Source organism: Cupriavidus lacunae, assembly GCF_003353055.1.
Classification (GTDB): domain Bacteria; phylum Pseudomonadota; class Gammaproteobacteria; order Burkholderiales; family Burkholderiaceae; genus Cupriavidus; species Cupriavidus lacunae.
Map to the genome: position 1 here is coordinate 114,939 of NZ_QKWJ01000015.1, position 22,859 is coordinate 137,797.

21 protein-coding genes, 2 tRNA genes and 2 pseudogenes are annotated in these 22,859 nt (G+C 67.3%); 9 read left to right on the forward strand and 16 right to left on the reverse strand.

Features of this window, described 5'->3' with window-relative positions; translation table 11 throughout:
• Positions 1 to 58: 58 nt before the first annotated feature.
• A complete protein-coding gene (locus DN412_RS14880; protein WP_115212328.1) occupies positions 59 to 1,171 on the forward strand; it encodes a CapA family protein in 1,113 nt (370 codons plus the stop codon).
• A 69-nt stretch (positions 1,172 to 1,240) separates the two neighbouring features.
• Here the strand turns inward: DN412_RS14880 and DN412_RS43785 are convergent, their stop codons facing one another.
• The 4 genes from DN412_RS43785 to DN412_RS45485 all read right to left on the reverse strand — a co-directional run bounded on the left by DN412_RS43785 (position 1,241) and on the right by DN412_RS45485 (position 5,422).
• Entirely contained in the window at positions 1,241 to 1,396 is a 156-nt protein-coding gene (locus DN412_RS43785; RefSeq protein WP_164704821.1) for a hypothetical protein, read from the reverse strand.
• 255 nt (positions 1,397 to 1,651) lie between these two features.
• Complete coding sequence (locus DN412_RS14885) at positions 1,652 to 3,265, reverse strand: DUF342 domain-containing protein (protein ID WP_115212329.1); 1,614 nt, start codon at positions 3,263 to 3,265, stop codon at positions 1,652 to 1,654.
• 168 nt (positions 3,266 to 3,433) lie between these two features.
• Positions 3,434 to 4,243 (reverse strand): hypothetical protein, encoded by an 810-nt coding sequence (locus DN412_RS14890; RefSeq protein WP_115212330.1) that lies wholly within the window; start codon positions 4,241 to 4,243, stop codon positions 3,434 to 3,436.
• A 21-nt stretch (positions 4,244 to 4,264) separates the two neighbouring features.
• Positions 4,265 to 5,422: an OmpA family protein gene (locus DN412_RS45485; protein ID WP_279635195.1), complete on the reverse strand. Its 1,158-nt coding sequence runs from the start codon at positions 5,420 to 5,422 to the stop codon at positions 4,265 to 4,267.
• 410 nt (positions 5,423 to 5,832) lie between these two features.
• Here DN412_RS45485 and DN412_RS14900 point away from each other — a divergent pair, with 410 nt between their 5' ends.
• The gene (locus DN412_RS14900; RefSeq protein ID WP_115212331.1) at positions 5,833 to 6,675 is read left to right on the forward strand and encodes a class I SAM-dependent methyltransferase; all 843 of its coding nucleotides are present in this window, start codon (positions 5,833 to 5,835) and stop codon (positions 6,673 to 6,675) included.
• Here the strand turns inward: DN412_RS14900 and DN412_RS14905 are convergent, their stop codons facing one another.
• On the reverse strand, positions 6,676 to 7,251 hold the full coding sequence (locus DN412_RS14905; RefSeq protein ID WP_115212345.1) for a DUF1415 domain-containing protein: 576 nt from the start codon (positions 7,249 to 7,251) through the stop codon (positions 6,676 to 6,678).
• Positions 7,252 to 7,341: 90 nt separating this feature from the next.
• On the opposite strand from DN412_RS14905, the gene DN412_RS14910 reads away from it, so the two are divergent.
• Positions 7,342 to 8,607, forward strand: coding sequence for a TIGR03862 family flavoprotein (locus DN412_RS14910; protein WP_115212332.1), 1,266 nt, complete (start codon positions 7,342 to 7,344; stop codon positions 8,605 to 8,607).
• On the opposite strand, the gene DN412_RS14915 is transcribed toward DN412_RS14910, so the two are convergent.
• Together DN412_RS14915 and DN412_RS14920 are read right to left on the reverse strand one after the other, a co-directional pair.
• A complete protein-coding gene (locus DN412_RS14915) occupies positions 8,604 to 10,229 on the reverse strand; it encodes an NAD(P)/FAD-dependent oxidoreductase (RefSeq protein WP_115212333.1) in 1,626 nt (541 codons plus the stop codon). The two genes, DN412_RS14910 and DN412_RS14915, sit on opposite strands and share 4 nt — an antisense overlap.
• 67 nt (positions 10,230 to 10,296) lie before the next feature.
• Complete coding sequence (locus DN412_RS14920; RefSeq protein ID WP_115212334.1) at positions 10,297 to 10,668, reverse strand: hypothetical protein; 372 nt, start codon at positions 10,666 to 10,668, stop codon at positions 10,297 to 10,299.
• 175 nt (positions 10,669 to 10,843) lie between these two features.
• Here DN412_RS14920 and DN412_RS14925 point away from each other — a divergent pair, with 175 nt between their 5' ends.
• Together DN412_RS14925 and DN412_RS14930 are read left to right on the forward strand one after the other, a co-directional pair.
• Positions 10,844 to 12,280, forward strand: a complete 1,437-nt coding sequence (locus DN412_RS14925) for an aminotransferase-like domain-containing protein (RefSeq protein ID WP_115212335.1) — start codon at positions 10,844 to 10,846, stop codon at positions 12,278 to 12,280.
• 153 nt (positions 12,281 to 12,433) lie between these two features.
• A complete protein-coding gene (locus tag DN412_RS14930; protein ID WP_115212336.1) occupies positions 12,434 to 13,939 on the forward strand; it encodes a sensor domain-containing diguanylate cyclase in 1,506 nt (501 codons plus the stop codon).
• Between the two features lie 3 nt (positions 13,940 to 13,942).
• On the opposite strand, the gene DN412_RS14935 is transcribed toward DN412_RS14930, so the two are convergent.
• From DN412_RS14935 to DN412_RS14960, 5 genes and pseudogenes are all read right to left on the reverse strand, one after another.
• Positions 13,943 to 14,197, reverse strand: coding sequence for a putative hemolysin (locus tag DN412_RS14935; protein ID WP_115212337.1), 255 nt, complete (start codon positions 14,195 to 14,197; stop codon positions 13,943 to 13,945).
• Positions 14,198 to 14,376: 179 nt separating this feature from the next.
• On the reverse strand, positions 14,377 to 15,279 hold the full coding sequence (gene lpxO, locus DN412_RS14945; protein WP_115212338.1) for a lipid A hydroxylase LpxO: 903 nt from the start codon (positions 15,277 to 15,279) through the stop codon (positions 14,377 to 14,379).
• Between the two features lie 152 nt (positions 15,280 to 15,431).
• Positions 15,432 to 15,743 (reverse strand): hypothetical protein, encoded by a 312-nt coding sequence (locus tag DN412_RS14950; RefSeq protein ID WP_078195656.1) that lies wholly within the window; start codon positions 15,741 to 15,743, stop codon positions 15,432 to 15,434.
• A gap of 29 nt (positions 15,744 to 15,772) precedes the next feature.
• Positions 15,773 to 17,172, reverse strand: a pseudogene (locus DN412_RS14955) (DUF2252 domain-containing protein).
• A gap of 187 nt (positions 17,173 to 17,359) precedes the next feature.
• Positions 17,360 to 17,803, reverse strand: a complete 444-nt coding sequence (locus DN412_RS14960) for a carboxymuconolactone decarboxylase family protein (protein ID WP_078195654.1) — start codon at positions 17,801 to 17,803, stop codon at positions 17,360 to 17,362.
• 144 nt (positions 17,804 to 17,947) lie between these two features.
• On the opposite strand from DN412_RS14960, the gene pdxR reads away from it, so the two are divergent.
• The gene (gene pdxR, locus DN412_RS14965; protein ID WP_115212339.1) at positions 17,948 to 19,396 is read left to right on the forward strand and encodes a MocR-like pyridoxine biosynthesis transcription factor PdxR; all 1,449 of its coding nucleotides are present in this window, start codon (positions 17,948 to 17,950) and stop codon (positions 19,394 to 19,396) included.
• 157 nt (positions 19,397 to 19,553) lie between these two features.
• Positions 19,554 to 19,862 (forward strand): hypothetical protein, encoded by a 309-nt coding sequence (locus tag DN412_RS14970; RefSeq protein WP_013955942.1) that lies wholly within the window; start codon positions 19,554 to 19,556, stop codon positions 19,860 to 19,862.
• Between the two features lie 6 nt (positions 19,863 to 19,868).
• Here the strand turns inward: DN412_RS14970 and DN412_RS14975 are convergent.
• Positions 19,869 to 20,553: pseudogene (locus DN412_RS14975) on the reverse strand (Fe2+-dependent dioxygenase).
• A 151-nt stretch (positions 20,554 to 20,704) separates the two neighbouring features.
• Here DN412_RS14975 and DN412_RS14980 point away from each other — a divergent pair.
• Positions 20,705 to 20,986: a hypothetical protein gene (locus tag DN412_RS14980; protein WP_115212340.1), complete on the forward strand. Its 282-nt coding sequence runs from the start codon at positions 20,705 to 20,707 to the stop codon at positions 20,984 to 20,986.
• A gap of 156 nt (positions 20,987 to 21,142) precedes the next feature.
• On the opposite strand, the gene DN412_RS14985 is transcribed toward DN412_RS14980, so the two are convergent.
• The 3 genes from DN412_RS14985 to DN412_RS14995 all read right to left on the reverse strand — a co-directional run bounded on the left by DN412_RS14985 (position 21,143) and on the right by DN412_RS14995 (position 22,002).
• Positions 21,143 to 21,218 (reverse strand) — tRNA-Met (locus tag DN412_RS14985).
• Between the two features lie 207 nt (positions 21,219 to 21,425).
• Complete coding sequence (locus DN412_RS14990) at positions 21,426 to 21,683, reverse strand: hypothetical protein (RefSeq protein ID WP_078195651.1); 258 nt, start codon at positions 21,681 to 21,683, stop codon at positions 21,426 to 21,428.
• A 242-nt stretch (positions 21,684 to 21,925) separates the two neighbouring features.
• Positions 21,926 to 22,002 (reverse strand) — tRNA-Arg (locus DN412_RS14995).
• A 157-nt stretch (positions 22,003 to 22,159) separates the two neighbouring features.
• Here DN412_RS14995 and greB point away from each other — a divergent pair.
• Positions 22,160 to 22,723, forward strand: a complete 564-nt coding sequence (gene greB, locus DN412_RS15000; protein ID WP_115212341.1) for a transcription elongation factor GreB — start codon at positions 22,160 to 22,162, stop codon at positions 22,721 to 22,723.
• The last annotated feature ends 136 nt before the right edge of the window (positions 22,724 to 22,859 follow it).

Below are 22,859 nucleotides of genomic sequence, written 5' to 3' on the forward strand. Positions count from 1 at the left end.
CACCGTCCTATCATTGAGGTACTGTCGGCACGGTGTTTATGCGCCGTCCGGCCGGGCCATGAATACAGCCAGCCACCCTCCCCTGTTCCTGTGCGGCGACGTGATGACCGGACGCGGTATCGACCAGATCCTGGCGCACCCGAGCCAGCCGCTGCTGCATGAATCGTATGTGCATTCCGCGCTCGACTATGTGCACCTGGCCGAGCGCAAGGCCGGCCCGATCGCGCGCCCCGCCGCGCCGGCATATCCCTGGGGCGATGCACTGGCGGAACTGGAAAGCCGCGCCGCGCAGCCGCGCATCGTCAACCTCGAAACCGCCATCACCACCAGCGACGATGCCTGGCCCGGCAAGGCGGTGCACTACCGCATGCATCCGGGCAATGTCGCCTGCCTGCAGGCCGCCGGCATCGGCTGCGCAGTGCTGGCCAACAACCATGTACTGGACTGGGGCCGCGCGGGCCTGGCCGATACGCTGGCGGCGCTTGACGGGGCCCATATCGCGCATGCCGGCGCCGGCCCTGACGAAGCCAGCGCGGCGCACGCGGCCACGCTGCCGCGCCCCGGCGGCGGCCGCGTGCTGGTGCTGGCCTTCGCCATGGAAAATGCCGGCACACCCGCGGCCTGGCGCGCCAGCGCCGGGCATTCCGGCGTGAACCTGCTGGACGACTGGTCAGACGTATCGCGCAAACGCATTGCCGCGCAGGCGCGCAAGCTCAGGCGTGCCGGCGACGTGGTGGTGGTATCGATCCACTGGGGTCCGAACTGGGGCTATCGCATCGACCCCGCGCAACGCGCCTTTGCCCGAGGGCTGGTGGAAAGCGGCGCAATCGACATCGTGCACGGGCATTCGTCGCATCATCCGCTGGGCATCGAGGTGCATGCCGGCAAGCCGATCCTGTATGGCTGCGGCGATTTCATCAACGACTACGAAGGCATCGGCGGCTATGACACTTACCGGCCAGACCTGGCGTTGATGGCTTTCGTCAGCTTCGATGCCGGCGGCTGCGCCGACCTGCGCCTGGTGCCGTTGCGGCGCAGCCACTTCCGGCTGGCGCATGCGCGCGAAGTAGACGTGGCGTGGCTGCAGGCCATGTTCGAAGAGGAAGGACGGGCACTTGGCACGCGCGTGGAACGCAGTGGGCTGCATGAGTTACGCCTGTGGGCGGCCTGAATGCGGATGAGGCGCTGCCACGAAAAAGCCCGCCATAGTGGCGGGCTGTACGATAGCGAATCGGCAGAGTCAGTGTCGATGAATCATGTGATCAAACCAGGTCCGAACCGACTGCTCCTGCTGCTGCAGCAGCGCCGGGTTTTTCTCGCGCAGCATCCAGATGACAAATGCGGCGCACGCGACCAGGGCGATCAGGACCAGCGCGGTGATCAGGGTGGCAGCCATAGCAACCTCCTTTGTGTAGTGGTTGCACCTACAGTGTAGTTCGCCCGGCGGCCAGCGCAGAAAGCAGAAAGGCCAGCCTGGATGGCTGGCCTTTCCGGTTATTCAAGTGCCACGTGTGTCGGTTCTGTGTAACGCTTCCACAGAGTGCTGATCCGCTTCTGCATTCATTGCCCGACGCTAGCTCTCTCGCCCATCCTGCGGCACCCCAGGACATAGCTGCAGCATAGTACAAATACCGACGGATACCAGCGCGATTCAGCTGACGGTAATGCGGTCGTCGAGCAGCCGGATCTGGCCGCCAGGCTTGTCTTCCATCACTTTGAGCACGCGGCTGCCCACCTGCAGCGTGACGCCGCCGTGGATGCGGCGCGCGGCGTCGATAACCGCATCGGTAGCCGACTGCATCTGCTGCCCCAGTTCGGCCAGGCGCGCCTCCAGCTCGAACAGATCCCGCGACAGCTTGAACATGGTCGCGCGCGCCTTTTCGCGCAGGTCGCCCACGGCCCGCTCGGGATGCCTGGCAAAGAAGTCCACCAGTTGCCTGACCTTGTTCTGCTCTTCCAGCATGCGGCGGCGCTCGACCTCCAGCGCGGCGCGCTGCGCATCGGCGTAGGGATTGAGGCCGACCTGGATGTTAGTGGCAGTACCGGCCGGGGCGCCCAGCACTGCGGCGCGCACGGCCAGCATGGCGCGGCTGCGGCCGCCGCTGATGCTGCCCTGCACGCCGGTGCCGCCCACCACGATGCGCTCGCCGGCGGCGACGTCGCTCTGCCGGATGCCGCTTTCGACATTGACTTCGGTGCCGGCCTCGACCACCGCATTCTCGATAAAGCGCGCCTTCACCGCGCCCTTGCAGCGCACGCTGGCGCGGCTGATGCCGCCTTCGGCGCGGCCGGTCTCGGTCTTGCCGATAATGCCGCCCTTGACGATGACATTGCCGCCGGCCTCGACGTTGGCGGCTTCTATGGTGCCCTCGACTACCACATCACCGCTGACGTTGACCGACATGCCGGTGCGGATGTCGCCCGACACGCGCAGCGTGCCGTCGAACGCCACGTTGCCCGAGTGCAGGTCGACCGATTCCACCTGCACCACCGGGCTGACCGAGATGCCGTACACGCCTGCCACCGGCGATCCCGCGACCACCGCGAGCAGCAGGTTGGGATCGTCCGCATCGGCGGCAGCGCCGGTCAGGCCTTCGGCGAAAGGCGGGTCTTCGACCGGGTCGGCGGCGACGGGCTTGCCGAACACGTCCACGCCGTCATTGCCATGCACGGCCGGGACGCGGCGCATCAGCGGCGTGCCGGGGCTGACCAGCAACAGGTTGCCCAGCTCGCGCAGGTCGACCTTGCCGGCCTCGTCATCGGCCTGCGCCGGCTTGCGTGCCTCCAGCAAGCTGATGAAGCGCGCCGGCCTCCCCTGTCGCGGCGCGACGCCGGCGGCAATCGTGCGCAGCTCGCAGGTGCCTTCTGCCAGCGCGGCATCGAGTGCCAGGGCCTGGACCGGCGCCACCACGCCGCGCTCCGCCACGGCGCGGCGGATATCCTCCGCGCTGACCGGGCGACCGCCTTCGGCTGGCAGCAGCGTCAGCCGCACGGCCAGGCCGTCGCCGGTGATGTCGAGTTCGAACGCGCCGTCGATCAGCGTGCCGATCGTGGCATCGATCTCATGCTCGGCCCGCTGGCACTGCGCCAGGAACTGCGCCACCGCGCGCGCATCCAGCCGTGCCCCGGCCCAGCCCAGGCTGTCCAGGCATTGCCGCAGGCTGGCCTGGTCCGGCGGCAGCCTGCCTGGCTGCGGCGCGTAGCGTGCATGCACCTGCTCGCCTGGCTCGGCAAGTTCCAGGCGCAACCCAGATTCCTGCGTCATGCGTCCCCTGAATCGTCTTGCGGTGGCGCGGCGGGTGCCGGCGCTCCGCTGGTTATCGATCCATTACCAACGGCAGGAGCGCTGAGAACTTTAGCGCACAGCACCCCGCGCCGGCGGGGCTGCCGTCGCCTTCGCGGGCAAACCCCGGGGACGATCCCGATGACGGGGCTACTTGACCGAGACCACCTCGATTGTGCCGGCCTGCCCGTTCTGCACCACCTCCTGCTTCATGACCAGGCCCATGTCGGGGCAGTACCAGTCCGTGACGCTGGCGGTCGCCGGCGGCACCGACACGGTATGGCCCGCCACCGTGACTGGCGCCATGGTCGTGGTGCGCTCGTAGCGGACCGGCCAACAGGATTTCTGGCCGAGGCGGGTAGGAATGGTCGCGCGCTTGCCGACGACCTTGCCGCCGATGGTGACCCTGGCGGACGGGATTTTGGCCTGGCCGGCGCTCTGGCCGGCCGCGGTCAGCTGCAGGTCCATGCGCACCGTCTGCGACTCGCCCGGCAGCCGCTGCCCTTCCGCTTCAATGACGCCGCCGTAGGCAAGGGTGCCGACCGCGCTGCTGTCGAGCATGCCCGATGCCGTGCCGGCGGCGCTCTTGCCCTCGACCTTGCCCGGCGCGCCGCCGCGCGAGATGGTCAGGCGGTCTTCGATCACCGCCATGGTGTAGTCCAGCCGCGTCTCGTTGGCCGAGCCGGCCGCGGCCACGTTTGACACGACGCTGATATTGGCATTGCACTGGCCCTTGCCCGACTTGCGCACGCCGGACACGGACATGGTCGCCGTGCCCGGCGCACCGCCCTGCATCGTCATGCGGATCTCGCCGCCGTCATGCGTCCACGGCGCGTCGCAGACGCCGGCCGAAGCGGCGGCCGGCAGCAACAGGGCCGCCAGGGCCAGGCTTGCGCCAAGCGCCGTGCGGCGGTCCAGGGATTGACGCGCGCTAGCGCGGTCGTCGGAATTCATGGACATCGCTCGGTTCTCCATGCGTCATCACTGCCTGGCCAGCTCCACGCGGCGGTTCTGCGCGCGGCCGAATGGCGTGTCGTTGGGCATCAGCGGATGGGTGGCGCCATAGCCCCTGGCGTCGAGCCGGCCAGCGGGCACGCCGGCGCTCTCCAGGTAGTGCCTGACGGCGGCGGCGCGGCGCTCGGACAGCGGCTGGTTGCGCGCGTCGCCGCCGGTGCTGTCGGTATGCCCCTCCACGCGCAGGCGCCAGTCCGGGTGCGCCACCACCGCCTTGGCGGCACGGTCGAGCACGGGCAGGGCCGCCGCGCTCAGCACGTCGGAATCGGTTTCGAAGTTGACGCCATAGAGCTGCACGCGGCCGGCACCCTCAAGCGCCTGGCCGATGGGATCGGGGGCGGCGTCGGCCTTCGGGAAGCACGGCGGCGCCTTGTCCGCCAGGCGCCAGCCGCCGGCTTCGCGCACGCTGTCGAAGGTGCGGGCATCGCCCTTCACCAGCGCGGCGTAGGCATGGCTGCCGTCCGGGCTGAATGCCATGGCGCCCTTCTCCGGCGCGCCCTCGGTGGTGCGCCGGAAGGCCAGCAGGGCGCCGTTTTCCAGCCCGCCGGAAATCGTGCCGAGCACCTGCGCAATCTTCATCTGCTTGTTGCTGTAGTCGCCTTCCACATAGCAGCCTTCGACCGCCGCGCCGTCCTGGTGGAGCAGCACGTAGCCGGAGGATCCGAATTCCACCGGGAACTGGTAGATGCCGCCAACCTGGCGCACCTTGTCGGCCGCGGCCTCGGGCTTACCGTACGCCATGAACTGCTGCAGGCCGATCTGGCCTTCGTCCTGATCACCCGACCAGCGGTTGCCGGTCAGCGTCAGCCGCAGGGCCTCGGCCTTCACGGGCTGGGGCAGCGGCACGCGGGTATCGTAGCCGTCCTGCCCCGGCAGGTCCGCGTCGTAGATTACGGCCCAGGGGCCTTGCACGCCTCCTGCGGAGGCCTCGACCCGGGCATGGCGCGCATTGCTTCGCGCCCCCGCATCGGAAAGGCCGCGGAAGCGCAGCACGTCGACGGAAGAGGCCTGCGCCAGCGCAATCACCAGTTCCTGCCGGCTGCCATTGCGCATAAAGCCGGCATGGTCCGGAATCTCATTGAGCAGCGGATACCACGAGCGGTCTTCCTTGTCGCGGTTGACCACGAAAGCGCCGGACAGCCGGCCACGGCCAGCAATGCCATGACGCCCAGGCCGATGGCGGCTTTGCGGGTCGTCAGTCCCAACGTCATTGCGTTCAAAGCGCTTCCCCTTCTTCTTTTTGTGATGCCGCCCTGCGGCATGAACCCGAGGTTACACAACAACAGCAATACCAAACAATCGCGATTAAGCATATTTGTCGAGTTTGTCGATTATTGCGTCGAGCTGTTCAGGCCTGGCTCGCCAATAGCTCACAAATTCTTACAAATCCGCACCGCACCCACTGCTTGCACAAACCGTCGGATCTCCATGCCGCGCGCGGCGGCAGGGTCCTTACCAGGAGCCCTCCGGGACTTTTCGGTAAACTGTCGGCATTCCGGGACGCGCCGCGTCCCGCAGCCTGCGCAGTCCCCCTCATGTCAAATACCCACGAAATCCGCCCCGGCCAGTCCATCGAACTGCTCAAGGAACTCCATATCCTGACGCGCGACGGCAAGATGAACCAGGACAGCCGGCGCAAGCTCAAGCAGGTCTACCACCTGTTCCAGTTCATCGAACCGCTGCTGCAGGAGGTCAAGGCCGAGCGCGGCCGCGTCTCGCTGGTGGACCACGGCGCCGGCAAGTCGTACCTGGGCTTTATCCTCTACGACCTGTTCTTCAAGACGCTGCAGGACGACTCGCACATCTACGGCATCGAAACCCGTGAAGAACTGGTGAAGACCTCGCAGGCGCTGGCCGCGCGGCTGGGCTTTCCGGGGATGTCGTTCCTGAACCTGTCGGTGGCGGATTCGATCACGTCGCCGCAGTTGCCGCCCACCGTCGACGTCGTCACAGCGCTGCATGCGTGCAATACCGCGACCGACGATGCGATCCGCTTTGCGCTGGCCAAGGAGGCGCGCCATATCGTGCTGGTGCCGTGCTGCCAGGCCGAGGTGGCCAGCGTGCTGCGCAAGCACAAGGGCAAGCTGCTGGCGGGCAACCCGCTGACGGAGATCTGGCGCCACCCGCTGCATACGCGCGAGTTCGGCAGCCAGGTGACCAACGTGCTGCGTTGCCTGCAGCTGGAGGCGCACGGCTACCAGGTCAGCGTGACCGAGCTGGTGGGCTGGGAACACTCGATGAAGAACGAGCTGATCATCGCGCAGTACAAGGACCTGCCGCGGCGCCGCCCGGCCGAGCGGCTGGAAGAAGTGCTGGAAAGGCTGGGACTGGAAGAAATGCGCGAGCGCTTCTTTACCGCGCCGGTGCCTGCCGCGTAATCAGCCTTTTTCGGGCTCGTCCTCGCCCGCCATCCAGCGCTGCCAGCCGTCGTGGCCCAGGCGGCGCATGGTGGCCTGGTTGCGCTCGTAGATGTCCGCCGCATCCGGGAACGCCGCCGCCGCGCGGGCGATGGAATCCTCGCGCAGCAGGTGCAGGATCGGATACGGCGCGCGGTTGGTGTAGTTCTCGATATCGTCCGGCTCGGTCCCGGCAAACTGGTACTGCGGATGGAAGCTGGCGATCTGCAGCGTGCCTTCCAGCCCGAGGCTGCCAAGCAGGCGCTCGGCAAAATACAGCAGGTCGTTGAAGTCGAGGAAATCGGCCACCGCATCCGGCAGGATCAGCAGCGTCGTGTCGATCTGGTCGGGGTCGGCATCGGCCAGCAGGCGCAGTTCGCGCTCAAGGTCGTCCATCGCGTCCGGCGCCTCAGTGACGGTGCTGACCACGTAGCGCACCTGCTCCTTCACATACACGCTCTTGGCAAACGGGCACAGGTTGAGCCCGATCACGGCGCGCTCCAGCCAGTGGCGGGTGGCGGCGATGACGGTGTCTGCGGAGTGAGTAGCGGAGGACATGATGGCGATGCGCGGCAAAGCCTCATTCTAGCGCTGCCGCAGGCTCTATAATCCGCGGCGGAAACACCCCCGCCCCTGCCGAGCCTCCCGATGCCCCCTTGCGCCACTTCCACCCCTTCCCAAGCCTGCCTCGACGTTGCCGTCATCGGCGGCGGCCCGGCCGGGCTGATGGCGGCCGAAGTGCTGGCGGCGCAGGGTGCCAGCGTGGCCGTCTACGACGCCATGCCGTCGGTCGGGCGCAAGTTCCTGATGGCCGGCAAGGGCGGCATGAACCTGACCCACGCGGAGCCGGAGCCGGCCTTCCTGGGCCGCTACGGCGCCCGCACCGCGCAGATCGCGCCGATGCTGGCGGGCTTCGGCCCGCAGCCCCTGCGCGACTGGGTGCACGGGCTTGGCATCGAGACCTTCGTCGGCAGTTCCGGCCGCGTCTTCCCGACCGACATGAAGGCCGCGCCGATGCTGCGCGCCTGGCTGCACCGCCTGCGCGAGTCCGGCGTGCAGTTCCATATGCGCCACCGCTGGCTGGGCTGGAATGAAGGCGCGCCGCACGCGCTGCGCTTTGCCACGCCGCACGGCGAAACGGTCGTGCAGGCGCGCGCCGTGGTGCTGGCGCTGGGCGGCGCCAGCTGGGCACGGCTGGGATCGGACGGCGCGTGGGTGCCGCGGCTGGCCGAGCGCGGCGTCGAGATCGCCCCGCTGCGTCCCGCCAACTGCGGCTTCGATGTGGCATGGAGCGAAGCGTTCGCCGGGCGCTTTGCCGGCGAGCCGGTCAAGCCGGTCGCCATCGCCCTGACTGACCATGACGGACAAGCGCACTACCGCCAGGGCGAGTTCGTCATCAGCGCAACCGGCATCGAAGGCAGCCTGGTCTATGCACTGTCCGCGCCGATCCGCGACCGCATCGAAGCCGATGGCGACACCACCATCCACCTCGACCTGCTGCCCGCGCACAGCGCGGAACACGTCAGCGCGCAGGTGAAGCATCCGCGCGGTGCGCGTTCGCTGTCGAGCCACCTGCAAAGCCGGCTCGGCCTCACCGGCGTCAAGGCCGGGCTGCTGCGTGAATGCCTGTCGAAGGAAGCGATGCACGACGCCGACACGCTGGCCGCATCGATCAAGGCGCTGCCGCTGCGGCTGCTGCGCGCACGGCCCATCGACGAAGTGATCAGCAGCGCTGGCGGCGTGCGCTTCGAAGCGATGGATGAAGGGTTGATGCTGCGCGCGCTGCCCGGCGTGTTCTGCGCGGGCGAGATGCTGGACTGGGAGGCACCCACCGGCGGCTACCTGCTGTCGGCGTGCTTTGCCAGCGGGCGCACCGCGGCGCTGGGGGCCGCGGCTTACCTCAAGCAGGCTTAGGCGGGCTTGTCGCCGACGATGCTGAGCGCCACGGCCTCGGCCACTTCGATGCCGTCGATCGCCGCGGAGTAGATGCCGCCGGCATAGCCCGCGCCCTCGCCCGCCGGGTACAGGCCCTTCACATTGATGCTCTGGTAGTCATCGTTGTTGCGGCGGATGCGCAGCGGCGACGAGGTGCGCGTCTCCACGCCGGTCAGCACGGCGTCATGCAGCGCAAAGCCGGGCAGCTTCTTGTCGATCTCGGGGATGCCCTCGCGGATCGCCTCGATTACGTAATCAGGCAACGCGGTGCTCAGGTCGGTCGGCGTCACGCCGGGCTTGTACGAGGGCTCGACCGAGCCCAGTGCCGTAGACGCCCGGCCCGCGATGAAATCGCCCACCAGTTGACCCGGCGCACAGTAGTTGCTACCGCCCAATTCGAATGCGCGCTCTTCCCACTTGCGTTGGAACTCGATGCCGGCCAGCGGGCCGCCGGGATAGTCCTCCGGCGTGATGCCGACCACGATGCCCGCATTGGCGTTGCGCTCGGCGCGCCTGTACTGGCTCATGCCATTGGTGACTACGCGGCCCGGCTCGGACGCGGCCGCCACCACCGTGCCACCCGGGCACATGCAGAAGCTGTACACCGAACGGCCATTGCTGCAGTGATGCACGACCTTGTAGTCGGCCGCGCCCAGCAGCTTGTTGCCGGCGAACTTGCCGAAGCGGCTGCGGTTGATCAGCCCCTGCGGATGCTCGATGCGGAAGCCCAGCGAGAACGGCTTGGCCTCCATGAACACGCCGCGGTCATGCAGCATCTGGAAGGTGTCGCGCGCGCTGTGGCCCACCGCCATGATCACGTGGTCGGCTTCCAGGTATTCGCCGTTGGACAGCTTCAGGCCGCGCACCTGGCCGCCGTCGATGTCGATATCGTCCACGCGCGTCTCGAAGCGGATCTCGCCGCCCAGCCCGGTGATCTCGGCGCGCATCTTCTCGACCATGCTCACCAGCCGGAAGGTGCCGATATGCGGGCGTGCCTTGTACAGGATGTCTTCCGGCGCGCCGGCGCGCACGAACTCATTGAGCACCTTGCGGCCATAGTGCTTCGGGTCCTTGATCTGGCTGTACAGCTTGCCGTCCGAGAACGTGCCCGCGCCGCCTTCGCCGAACTGCACGTTCGACTCGGGGTTGAGCACGCTCTTGCGCCACAGGCCGAAGGTGTCCTTGGTGCGCTCGCGCACTGCCTTGCCGCGCTCCAGGATGATGGGGCGGAAGCCCGACTGCGCCAGGATCAGCCCGGCCAGCAGGCCGCACGGCCCCATGCCGATCACCACCGGGCGCGGATGCGTGCTGCCCGCCTGCGCACGCGCGACGTAGCGGTATTCCATGTCGGGCGTCACGCTCCAGTGCGGCTTGCCGGCCATGCGCTTGATGGCCGCGGCCTCGTCCTGCACCTCGATATCGATGATGTAGGTCAGCTTGATATCCGAGCGCTTGCGCGCATCGTGGGCACGGCGGAACACGGTATAGCCGATCAGGCCGTCCCCCTTGACGCCGATCTGCGCGGCGCCGGCGCGCACGGCGGCGTCCAGGTCGCTTTCGGTATGGTCGAGCGGGAGTTTGACTTCACTTAGACGTAGCATGGGGAACCCGAGAACTGCGGCCGGGGGGTTGGGCACACCAATGTGCCAGGCCGGCCGGACCGCAATTTTATAGTCTTTCGGGCGCGGGGTCGGGAATCTGGCCGGATACGGGCTGCCGGGCCGTGCCGGCGCGGCGCCAGGACAACGCCAACCAGGCTTTCAGCCGGGGCAGCCAGCCCGGCGGGGCCGTGAGCGACAGTGCGCCGGCGCGGCTTGCCGACACCGCCAGCCAGCCGCGCGCGGGCACGATCCACGTGTCGCCCGCGCGCAGGCGCCGTTGTGGGACATGGCAAGTGTCGGCGAGCCATTGCGGCGGCCCGGCCACCTCCAGCTCGCCCGCGCCGGCATGCAGCACGGTGCCTGCCGCCACGCGCAGGCGCAAGCACTGCCCGGCCACCAGTGGCACCACGGTTGATATGTCGTTCAGATCGCTTTTCATGGCAGGACTCCGGTAGCAGGCACAGGACTCCAGCCTATCGACCGGCCACCGTATGCGGCAGGCACACCGCTGTACCATCTGGACCAGAACAGCAACCAGGATTTGCGGCTGTTACGATACAGGGGCCCCGCCTCTGTATCTGTACCGATGCGGCCAACCCCGCCACGATGCCCCCATGGACACCACCCCGCTCTATCGCCAGCTTGCCGGCCACTACCGCCGCGCCATTGAATCCGGCACGCTCGCCGCCGGCGACCGCATGCCGTCGGTGCGCGCACTGATGGCGCTGCACAGCGTGAGCCTGTCCACCGCGCTGCAGGCATGCCGGCAACTGGAAAGCGACGGCCTGCTCGAAGCGCGCCCGCGCTCGGGCTATTTTGTTGCCGCGCCGCTGCGTGCGCCGCTGGCCGGACTGTCAGAGCCCGCCACCGCGCTGCCGGACCCGGCCCAGTATGTCGGCATCCACCAGCGCATTTCAGGCCTGCTGGCGCGCAGCCAGCATGAGCACGTGCATACCAACCTGGGCGGCGCCTATTGCGCGCCGTCGCTCTACCCGACCGAGGCGCTGCGCAGTGCCGCCGCGCGCGCGCTGCGCCGGCATCCGGACCTGTTCGGCGAGGCGGTCGAGCCCGATGGCTACCTGCCGCTGCGCGCCGCGATCGCGCGGCAGGCGCTGCGCAATCGCGTGCAGCTGGCACCGGAAGAGATCGTCATCACGAACGGCTGCACCGAGGCGCTCAATCTCGCGCTGCGCGCGGTGGCCGGCCCCGGCGACGTGATCGCGGTGGAGTCGCCCACCTACTACGGCCTGCTGCAGATCCTGGAAAGCCTGGGCATGCGCGCGCTGGAAATCCCGTGCAGCCCCCAGACCGGGATCTCGCTCGAAGCCCTGGAACTGGCCGCGCAGCACTACGACAACATCCGCGCGGTCGCGGTGGTGCCCAACCTGCAGAACCCGCTCGGCTGCATCATGCCCGACGCGCACAAGGCGCGGCTGGTGCAGTGGTGCGCGGCGCGCGGCATCGCGCTGATCGAGGACGACTGTTTCTCGGCCACCGCCGACAGCGACGCGCCGCCGGCCGCGGCCAAGGCCTGGGATGGCAGCGGCAACGTGATCCACTGCGCCTCGCTGCACAAGGTGCTGGCGCCGGGCATGCGGCTGGGCTGGATCGCCGCCGGCAAGTGGCAGGCACGGGTGGAGATGCTCAAGTTCGGCCTGTCGCGGCCCAACGAGATGCTGTCGCAGATGGCGGCCGCGGACTTCCTCGCATCCGGCGCGTACGACCGGCACCTGCGCCGGCTGCGCACCCGGCTGCACGCACAGCGCGAATGGTTTGGGCAGGCCATCGCCGCCAGCTTTCCCGCCGGCACGCGGCTGGGCGCGCCGCGCGGCGGCATGCATCTGTGGGTGGAGCTGCCCGCGCAGGTCTCGTCCGAGGCGGTGTTCGACCAGGCACTGCAGGCCGGCATCCGCGTGATGCCGGGCGTGATGTTCTCCAACGCCGGGCGCTTCGACCACTGCCTGCGTATCAACTGCGGCACGCCGCGCTCGGCGCAGATCGAGCGGGCGCTGGGCACGCTCGCCGCCATCGTGCAGCGGCTGGCGCTCTAGGCCTGGCGCCTGCTTGCAATATCCCTCCCCTTTTGCCTGCGGCTCGCCTATCCTAGTGCGCTGGTGCGCAGGGGGGCGGCCCGTCTGCTCTCGGGGGGCGAAGACCGACCGCGGGCGCCGCGCACCACGGGAACAAGAATAAGGAGAAAGGCCTTGAGCAGTGCATCCACGGCGCCGTCCGTCGGCAAGGGTGCCGGCAATCCTGCCGGCAACAACCTGGACGAATACCAGACCCTGTTTCAGCTGGCACCAGTCTCACTGTGGCTGGAAGACTTCAGCGCCGTGCGCGAGTATTTCGCGCAGCTGCGCAAGGATGGCGTCACCGACCTGCGCGCCCACCTGCGCGCCAACCCGCAGCAAGTGGCGCAGTGCTCCGCACGGATCCGCGTGATCGCGGTCAACCGGCGCACGCTCGAGCTGTTCCGCGCGGCCGACCTGGACGACCTGGTGAACAACCTCGAAACGGTCTTCCGCGACGACATGTTCGACCAGCATGTGGAGGAACTCGGCCAGTTGTGGGACGGCGGCAATTGCTTCTCCAGCCAGACTGTCAACTACACGCTGGATGGAGAACGGCTCGACATCCAGCTGGAGGCCACGGTGATGCCAGGCCACGCACAGACCTGGGAGCGCGTGCTGCTGTCGATCAAGGACATCACCCCGCGCATGCGCACCGAGCGCGAGCTGCGCCACAGCGAGCAGTATGCGCTGGGACTGTTCGAGCATTCGCCGGTGTCGCTGTGGGTCGAGGACTTCAGCGCGGTCAAGATGCTGCTCGATGAAGTGCGCGCCGCCGGCATCACCGACTTCCGCACCTTCCTCAACGTGCATCCGGACTTTGTCTCGCGCTGCATGCAGGAGATCCGCGTGCTCGACGTCAACCAGCAGACGCTGCTGATGTTCGGCGCGGACAGCAAGGAAATCCTGCTGTCGCGGCTGGGCGATGTGTTCCGCGACGACATGCGCATCCATTTTGCCGAGCAGCTGATCGATCTCTGGCACGAAAAGCTGTGGCAGCAGCGCGAGGTCATCAACTACGCGCTCGATGGCCGTGCCGTGGACGTGTTCATGCAGTGGTCGGTGTTCCCGGGACGGGAGGCCGACTGGGACCAGGTGCTGGTGTCGCTGACCGATATCACCGCGCGCAAGAAGGCCGAGGCCTATGTCGAGTTCCTCGGCAAGCACGACGTGCTGACCAAGCTCTACAACCGTGCCTACTACGAGGACGAGCTGGCGCGGCTGGGCCGCAAGGGCCCGTGGCCGGTCAGCGTGGTGGCGGTGGACCTGAACGGCCTCAAGGTGGTCAACGACCAGTTCGGCCACGCCGACGGCGACGGGCTGCTGCGCCGCACCGGCGAGGTGCTGAAGAAGGCCGTGGGCGAGCAGCCCTGCGTGGCGCGCACCGGCGGCGACGAGTTCATGATCCTGCTGCCCGGGCGCGACGAGCGCGGCGCCGCCATCGTGGTCGAGCAGATCGGCAAGGTGGTCGAACTGAACAACCAGTTCTACCCTGGCACGCGGCTGAGCTTCTCGATCGGCCACGCCACCTGCCTGCAAGGCGACCGGCTCAGCGACGTCGTCAAGCTGGCCGACAGCCACATGTACCAGGCCAAGCGCGATTACTACACCGCGCTGGCCAACGAACGCCGCCGCGACTGAGGCTCAGCCGGGCGTGCATTCGCCGCGCATCAGCGCCCACTCTTCGCATTGCTTGCCGGACGGGAAGGTGCAGATGCCGGTCTGGCCGGCCGGGGTCGACACGATCTGCAGTTTGCCGCCGCGCTGCGTGCAGTTGACGGAGGCGGGGTTGGCCATGCCGATCGCCTGGCCTTCCGCCGGACGCTCTGCTGGGGTATTGCTGCAAGCGGTCGCGCCAACGATGGCGAAGGCCAGCAGCACTCCGATTCGGGCGCGCATCGGGATCTCCGCGAGGAAAGATACGGGCCGATTGTGTGCTCCCTCTCCCGCTTACGGGAGAGGGTTGGGGAGAGGGCCGGAGTCTCGACGAAGTGAAGCCTGTCGGTATGCCAGTGCCTGCCCTCTCCCCCGGCCCCTCTCCCGCAAGCGGGAGAGGGGAGCAAACCGTCGGTAACCGCTTACAGATAGACGATCAGCCCCACGCCCAGCACGATCAGGCCGAACTTGGTGACGTAGTAGAGCTGGCGGTTCCAGGCCTTGAAACGGCGGCGGTACTGGCCGCCCAGCCAGACAAAGCGGAACAGCCGGTTGATCATGCCGGTCTGGTCATCCTCGTCATTGGGCGAGCTGGCCGCGGTCATGACCTTACGGCCCATCCAGTGGTTGAACTTCGTAGCCCAGCCGTAGCGCATCGGACGCTCGATATCGCAGAACAGGATCAGCCGGTTGGCGTCGCTGCGGTTCTCGGCCCAGTGCAGGTAGGTTTCGTCGAAGACCACGCCCTCGCCGTCGCGCCAGCTGTGGCGCTCGCCGTCCACTTCGATAAAGCAGCGGTCGTCGTTCGGCGTGGCCAGGCCCAGGTGATAGCGCAGCGAGCCGGCAAACGGGTCGCGGTGCGGGTTGAGCTTGCCGCCCGGCGGCAGCTCGGCAAACATTGCCGCCTTGACCGTGGGCAGCTCGCGCAGCAATGCCACGGTCTTGGGGCAGAACTGTTCGGCCGACGGGTGCTGGGCCTCGTACCACTTCAGGTAGAAGCGCTTCCAGCCGTACTTGAAGAACGAGTTGAAGCCGGCGTCGTCGTTCTTGTCGGCGGCCTTGATCTTGCGCATCGCGGCCAGCGCCAGGCCTTCGTCGCGGATCTCGGGCCAGGCGGCGCGCAGCTTTTCCAGGTCGGGGAAACTATCGACCGGAATATACGGTGTGCGGGGCACGCCCGAGAACGCGTACATGAAGCAGTTGATCGGCGCCACCAGGGCCGAATGGTCCAGCAGCTGGCGCCAGATGCGCAGGCGCACCTTGCCGCGGAAGTGCACATACAGGATGGCACCGAGGTAGCCCGCGACGAATATCCACTTGATCACCGAAATCCTCCTGGTCAGCCGTCTCCGCCGCGTGTCGCGCCGCGGGCCAGCTGGGTGAAAAACAATATTTTAACGAAACGGCGATGGCGCCGCAGATTGAGCCTGCTGCTGCACATGGTCCGCCCCCGGGCCAAGCGTCCGGCGGGGAGCGTTCAGGCGTCGCCGCGCGACTGACGCGCGATGCGGTCGATCAGCGCCTGGGCGTCTTCGGGCAGGCCCTGCAGCGTCAGCAGGCGCGCGTTGAGCACCAGGTTCTCCAGCACCAGCTTGGCGGTCGAGGCCCACATCGTGGCCAGCAGCGCCTCCACCGGCAGGCCGGACGCCTCCATCTCGCTGGAGCGCTCGGCGATCAGCCGGCACGCCAGCCGGCGCAGCGCGGCGTCATCGAACGGCAGATCGGCGTAGTCGATCGGGTCTTCCTTCTCGACTTCCGTCATCAGTTGCAGCAGGGTGTCTTCGGTCATGGGGCAGACTCCTGGCAGGGCACGGCAATCTACACGCGGAAATCCGCGGCCATGTCGGCATCGGTGCGCGCCTCGAGGCGGCCCGAACGGCACGCGGTGACAAACTGGTCATAGTCGCGCTCGACCTGGTCGGCATAGCCATTGGCATAGCCTACCATCACGTCGGCCATGCGGTCGCTGCGCCCGAGGTACCCGCTCACTTCGGCCGCGAGGCCACCAGCCTTGGCGTGGGCCCGCGCCAGCACCCAGCCACACAGCGAGGCATAGCGGCCAAGCAGCTCGGCGTCCATCAGTTCGATCTGTGCCGACAGCTTCATGTCGCGCAGCTGCCGCATATAGAAGTGCCGCCCGAACGGCCCCTTGGTCCAGCCCAGGAACAGGTCGCTGGCGGCCTGCATCCGGCGCTGGCCCTCGACCACGCGGCGGCCCTCATGCGCGGTCGGCGCGCTCTTGTAGTAGCGCGCCACCACCGACCTGGTCGCCTCCTTGACCTGCAGGAACAGCGGCTTGTCATGCTGGTCCACCAGCAACTGCACCAGGCAGCGCGTGCCCACGCTGCCCACGCCGACCACCTTGAAGGCCAGGTCATGGCGCGTGAAATGGGCAAGCAGCCGGCGCCGGTCGGGCGCCAGCGTCGACAGGTAGTCCTTGTAGGCCTCGTCCAGCCCCAGGTCTTCGTCGCTGGCGGCCAGCCAGTCGTCGTCCGGGCCGAACAGGGTCTGCTCGCCGCGCACATGGAAGATGGCCGGCGGCGCATCGAGAATCGACCAGCGGTCGCCGATGCGCTCGGCCAGCTTGGGCAGCAGCGATTCGTGGGTGCGGTCAGCGGCGCGCTCCATGCCGCGCCGGATGCGTTTCTGGACCTCGGGCAAGGTTTCTTCTTCGAGCAGCCGCTCGAAGCTGATGCGGTCGTACCAGGTGTCGAGCATGCCCATCTCGGCATAGGCGGCCGTGCGCCGCTGGTAGCTGCCCACCACCTCGCGCACCAGGGCTTCGGCCACACCCGCCTTGTGCCGCAGGTGGCGTGCCGCCACCACGAAGCTGCGCTCAGGCGCTTGAGGTCCCACTCCCACGGGCCCGGGCTGGTTTCGTCGAAATCGTTGAGGTCGAACAGCAGCACGCGCTCGGGCGAGGCAAAGCCGCCGAAGTTGGCCAGGTGGCAGTCGCCGCAGATCTGCATGGGCAGGCCCGAATCCGGCCTGCCGGCCAGGTCGTGGGCCTGGATGATGGCGCTGCCGCGAAAGAAGGCAAACGGCGACTGGATCATGCGGCCGTAGCGCAGCGGCACCAGCCGCGGCACCCGGCCCTGGCTGCTGACCTCCAGCAATACGACAGGATCCCGGTCGACATTGCCGATGGCATCATGCGTGCCGCGCGGCACCTGCGTGCGCAGGGCCTTGCCGCGTTCGCGCCGAGCCTCGACGGGCATTGCAGCCGGTGCCGCTGCCGGGGCCTTGGGCTGGACCGCCCCGCCTTCCTGAGGTATCGCCACAATGCCTCCCGTGCCGGCACCGCCGGCTGTTGCCAATAGGTGCAGTATCTGCAACAGAAGCTAATGCAGCGCACAGCGGCTTGTCAATCGGCAGGCCACTTCGGCAGGCGGGAGCGCAAGGCGCTCAGAGCGCCGGCGGCTGGCGGCGGAAGCCGACGCCGAAGCGGTTCCAGGCGTTGATGGCCGAGATCAGCAGGGTCAGGTCGGCCATTTCCTTTTCCGAAAACTGCTCGCGCAAGGCCTGGTAGTCCGCGTCCGGCGCCTGGCTTTGCGGCAGCAGCGTCAGCGCCTCGGTCCAGGCCAGCGCGGCGCGCTCGCGCGGGGTGAACCAGCTCACTTCGCGCCAGGCCGGCAGCAGGTTCAGGCGGCGCTCGCTTTCGCCATGCTTGCGCGCATCGGTCACGTGCATGTCCAGGCAGAATGCGCAGCCGTTGATCTGCGAGGCCCGGATCTTCACCAGTTCCTTCAGCGTGGCCTCCAGCGAGCAGCGCGCCAGGTAGATCTCCACGCCGACCATTGCCTTGTAGGCGTCAGGGGCCACGTCTTGCCAGTTCATCCGTTCTTCCATGATCAATCTCCGATTTGACTGGTTGGATTCAGCGGGCACTGGTGTCGCGCCCGTTGGGATGAAAGATAGGTGCTTGGATTGGCTCCGTACACCGCCAATTTCCGGCAAAATTGGTAGACCAATTTCCGGTACCGATCCCTCCCCATGGAACTGCACCTCTCCCTGGACCACGGCAGCGACCTGACCGCGCAGATCGTCCACCAGATCCGCGACGCCATCCAGGGCGGCCGGCTGGATGCCGGTGCGCGCATGCCGCCCTCGCGCCTGCTCGGCACGCAGCTGGGCGTGGCGCGCAAGACCGTGACCACGGCCTATGAACGGCTGGTGGCCGAGGGCTGGCTGCACGCGCGCGTGGGCGACGGCACCTATGTGGCCGAAGGGCTCGCGCGCCCGGTGATGCGCTCAACGGCGCCGCCGGTGCTGCCGCCCGCCGTGCAGCGCTGGATGGCAGTGCCCACACCGTTCCTGGGCGCTGCAGGCGGCGCGCGCTATGCCTTCCAGCCAGGGCAGGCCGATACCACGCGCTTTCCGCATGAGGCCTGGTCGCGCTGCGTGCGCGCCGCGCTGGCCGCCGAGCGCGCGCGTCCGCCCGGCCCCGCCGATCCGGCCGGCGAGATGGTGCTGCGCCAGGCCATAGCCCGCCATATCGCCTTCACGCGCGGCGTGCAGAGCGCGCCGACCGACATCCTGGTCACCAGTGGCGCGCAGCAGGGCATCGACCTGCTGGCGCGGCTGGTGCTCGGGCCCGGCGCGGTGGTGGCAATGGAGGACCCCGGCTACCCGATGGCGCGCGCGCTGTTCCTGGGCCTGGGCGCACGGGTGGTGCCGGTGCCGGTCGATGACGAAGGACTGGTGGTGGCGGCGCTGCCGAACGACGCCACGCTGGTCTATGTCACGCCCTCGCACCAGTCGCCGCTGGGCGTGCCGATGAGCCTGGCGCGGCGCCAGGCCTTGCTCGACTGGGCGGCGCGCCGCCATGCGGTGATTTTGGAAGACGACTACGACAGTGAATTCCGCTACGGCGGCCAGGCGCTGGACGCGCTGCAGACGCTGGACCGGCATGGCCGCGTGGTCTACCTCGGCACATTCTCGAAGACGCTGGCGGCAAACCTGCGCGGTGGCTACGTGGTGGTGCCGCCCTGGCTGATGCCGGCCGCGCGCAAGGTCAAGCACCTGATGGACTGGCACACGCCGACGCTGCTCCAGCAGGCACTGGCACGCTTCCTGGCCGAAGGGCACCTGCTGCGCCATATCCGGCGCTCGCACGCGCGCCACGCCCAGCGCCGCGCCCGGCTGCTGGCGCGGTTGCAGGGCGACCTGTCGCCGTGGCTGGAGCCGCTGCCGGCGAGCGCGGGCTTCCACCTGGCCGCAAGGCTGCGCGTGCCGGTGGCGACAGAGGCGCTGGTCTCCATGGCACGTCTGGCCGACCTGGAGCTCGCCACGCTCGATCCCTGCTATGCCAGGCCGCCTGCAACCTGTGCCGGGTTGCTGCTGGGCTTCGGCGCTATCGACCTGCTGGATATCGACCCTGCACTGGACCGGCTGGCGATGGTACTCTCTGCACTGGTACCTCAGCCGCCGCACGCCACATGATGCAGGCAGCACAGGAGCGACACCAGGTGACGCATGCCGCGCGCATTGCATCTCAGCGACATGGCGCCGCAGTCATGCCGGTGTTTCGCAAACAGCCGTGAACAATTTGGAAGCGTGCCAGTCTTACTCGCACTTCCACACAAGCAGAGTCGCGTCCATGACCAAGCGTTTGTTGTCCGCCATGCGTCAGTACGCATGGTTTGCAGGGGTGAAGCACCATGTCGTGCAGGGCGTCGAAGCCCTGGCGGAACTGCTCAAGTCCCCTTCCGCCGCGGCGCGCGCCGTCGCGGCCATCATTGCCGAAACCGAGCAAGGCGTGCAGGTCTGGGTCTCGTACTTCGGCAAGCCGCTGGATCCGCACACCAACTACGTGCTGTGGCCCAACCGCGCGCTGCGTCCGGCGCGGCGGCGCATCCAGCCCTCTCCCATCGAACTGTTGCAGATGCAGCGACGGCGCGACGAATAGCCGCGCTCAGGCGTCCGCCCAGCGGCGCAGCAGGTTGTGATAGACCCCAGTCAGGCCGATCACCGATTCATGCGCCTGGCCGAGTTCCTGCGCCACGTGGCGGATGCGTCCGTCAAGTTCGAACAGCATCGCGCGCTGGCCGTCGTCGCGCACCATGTCTCTGGATCCAGAAGAACGATGACACCCGCGCCCCACGCGTGACCGGCGTCACGTGGTGGATGCTGGTGGCCGGGTACAGCACCATATGCCCGGCCGGCAGCTTCACGCGCTGCTGGCCGTAGGTGTCCTCGATCACCAGTTCACCGCCGTCGTATTCCTCCGGCTCGGTCAGGAACAGCGTCGCCGACAGGTCGCTGCGGATGCGAAAGCTGGTGCCGCGCAGGTAGCGGATCGCGTTGTCGACGTGGCTGGCAAAGGTGTGGCCGCCCTCGTAGCGGTTGAACAGCGGCGGATAGACCTTCAGCGGCAGCGCCGCCGAGAAGAACAGCGCATGGTTGCCGAGTGCGTCCTGGATCAGGTCGCCCACCTCGCGCGCCGCGGGCGAGCCCTCCGGCAACTGCAGGTTGCGCTTGGCCAGCGCCGACTGGTAGCCCGAGGTCTCGTTGCCGTCGGCCCACGGCGCTGCATCGATGACTTGCCGGACTTGCGCCACCTGGGCCTTGGACAGTACGTCGGGAATCTGCAGCAGCATGATGGCAACCATATCGGGATAAATCGGGCAGGCGCTCATTGTATGGGAATCCCGGCACAGAACAGAACAAGAATCATTACCGTTTGATCCCGGCCAGGCGGTGCGTTCACTACAATGGTCTGAGTATTCCCATCATCGACAAGGAGAAGACATGTCCGAACCGCTACACGACGAAGCGCTGGTCAATCTCTACCTGGAACGCATCTCGGCCCTCTCGGTGAGCGCCTTCGATGGTGCCGATGTCAGCGGCGAACTCGATGCGATGATGCGCGAAGCCGTGACCAAGTGCCAGGCTGCCGGCGGGCCGCAGGCACTGGGAACCCTGACCGTGCTGGCCGCGCGGCTGCGCGATCGTGCCGACGCCGCCGAGCGTGAAGACCAGCCTCTGGTACGCGATACGTTCAGGCGTGCAGCGGAACTTGTGCCGGCATAGCGACCAGACGCACGAATGCAGCAAGGCCATGCTTTGGCCCATGCGCTGGCACTTCGCGGATTCACATCGGAACAGTGAGTGAGTCAGGCCGGATGGCCTTGAGAACAACGCCTTGAAGGACTGCGGCGAATGCCGCGGATGACTGATGCCAGGCGTTGGTTGCGGGGGCAGGACTTGAACCTGCGACCTTCGGGTTATGAGCCCGACGAGCTGCCAACTGCTCCACCCCGCGTCTGAAGGAGACGGATTATGGGCGATACATAGGCCCATGGCAAGCACTATCTTCCCTGCGCATGAAATTGTTCGTTTCCGCACGCCGCCGTCATGCGATGCGCTTCAGCTTGCCATCGGGTTCGTGGGCTGCAAGCACAGTCTCGGCGTAACGATAGATCACAGCATGATATAAGGCGTTGCGCCAACCGCAATCGCCCGCAGCGCTCTATGTCGCGGGCCCGAGCAGGCGATCGACCAAAGCATAGCCGGCACCGAATGCGGCCACCTCTGCAGCATGGCGCGTGGCAAACTGCTGGGGACCGCTGGCGAGCAATTCGGTGTCGCCGGCGTCAGCAGGGTCCGCGCCTTCCTGCGACACGCGCACTTCATAACCCCAGCGGCCGATGCTGCCCTGCCCTTGCGGCGATACCAGGACATAGACATCCATGCCGCGATACTCCTCGACGCGCCACTCGTTTTCCATGCGCTCAGCTCCCAGGGTTGGTGTTGTGCCTGATTCGAGCCTAGGAGGCCGCACGCGCGACCGCAAGCCGTGACGCAGCAATCGCAGGCAAGGCGCGAACGAAACGGGAAGGCAGGGAAGGAAAGCGAAGGAGGAAGGAATCCGCGGCACGCGGACCGGCGACCTTCAAAGGCAAGCGTCAAGCGTGGACGGAAACGAAAAAGGGCTTCCGTTTCCGGAAGCCCTTTCTCTTTCTGCATAGGTGGCGCGGCTGGCAGGATTCGAACCCACGACCCCTTGGTTCGTAGCCAAGTACTCTATCCAACTGAGCTACAGCCGCACGCGAGAAAAAGATTATAACGCAGTTTTTGTTTTTGTGAAGCCCCCTCTCAACTTTTTTGTGATCTTTCCTTGAGAGGGGGCGAAACGGACGCCCGCCGGCGCAGCCTGCCAGTGGTGTTTTCCTATAATGACAGACCGAAGAAGTGATCCGGACCATGAACAAGGCATTTGTCAAAGAGTCCTCGGACGACGAGGACGACGATCTCCCCGAAGGCGCAGCCCCGCTGCCTCCCGGCACCAAGAACTACATCACCGCGGAAGGCTACGAGCGCCTGCGCACTGAGCTGATGCACCTGATCGATGTCGACCGGCCCGACGTGGTGCAGATCGTCTCGTGGGCCGCGTCCAATGGCGACCGCTCGGAGAACGGCGACTATCTCTATGGCAAGAAGCGCCTGCGCGAGATCGACCGCCGCATCCGCTTCCTGACGCGGCGCCTGGACAAGGCCGAAGTGGTCGACCCGTCCCTGCAGGGTGACAACGACCAGATCTTCTTCGGCGCCACCGTCACCTACTCGCATACTTCCGGCGAGGAGACCACGATCACCATCGTCGGCATGGATGAAGTCGACCTGGACCAGAACCACGTGAGCTGGATCTCGCCGATCGCCAAGGCGCTGATCAAGGCGCGCGAAGGCGATACCGTGCCGCTGCGCACGCCGGCCGGGGTCGAGCAGATCGATATCCTGGAAGTCCGCTACCCACCCCGGAAACAATAGCCTGGAGGCCGTTAATAGTCAGCATGACTCTCCTGGGGGCAAGAGGGCTGGCCCGCCGCGAGGAATCAAACGCGGGTTAGCATGACTGCCAGAGCCGCATGGTGTGGACAGTGCCACACCCGGCGATTTCCAGCGC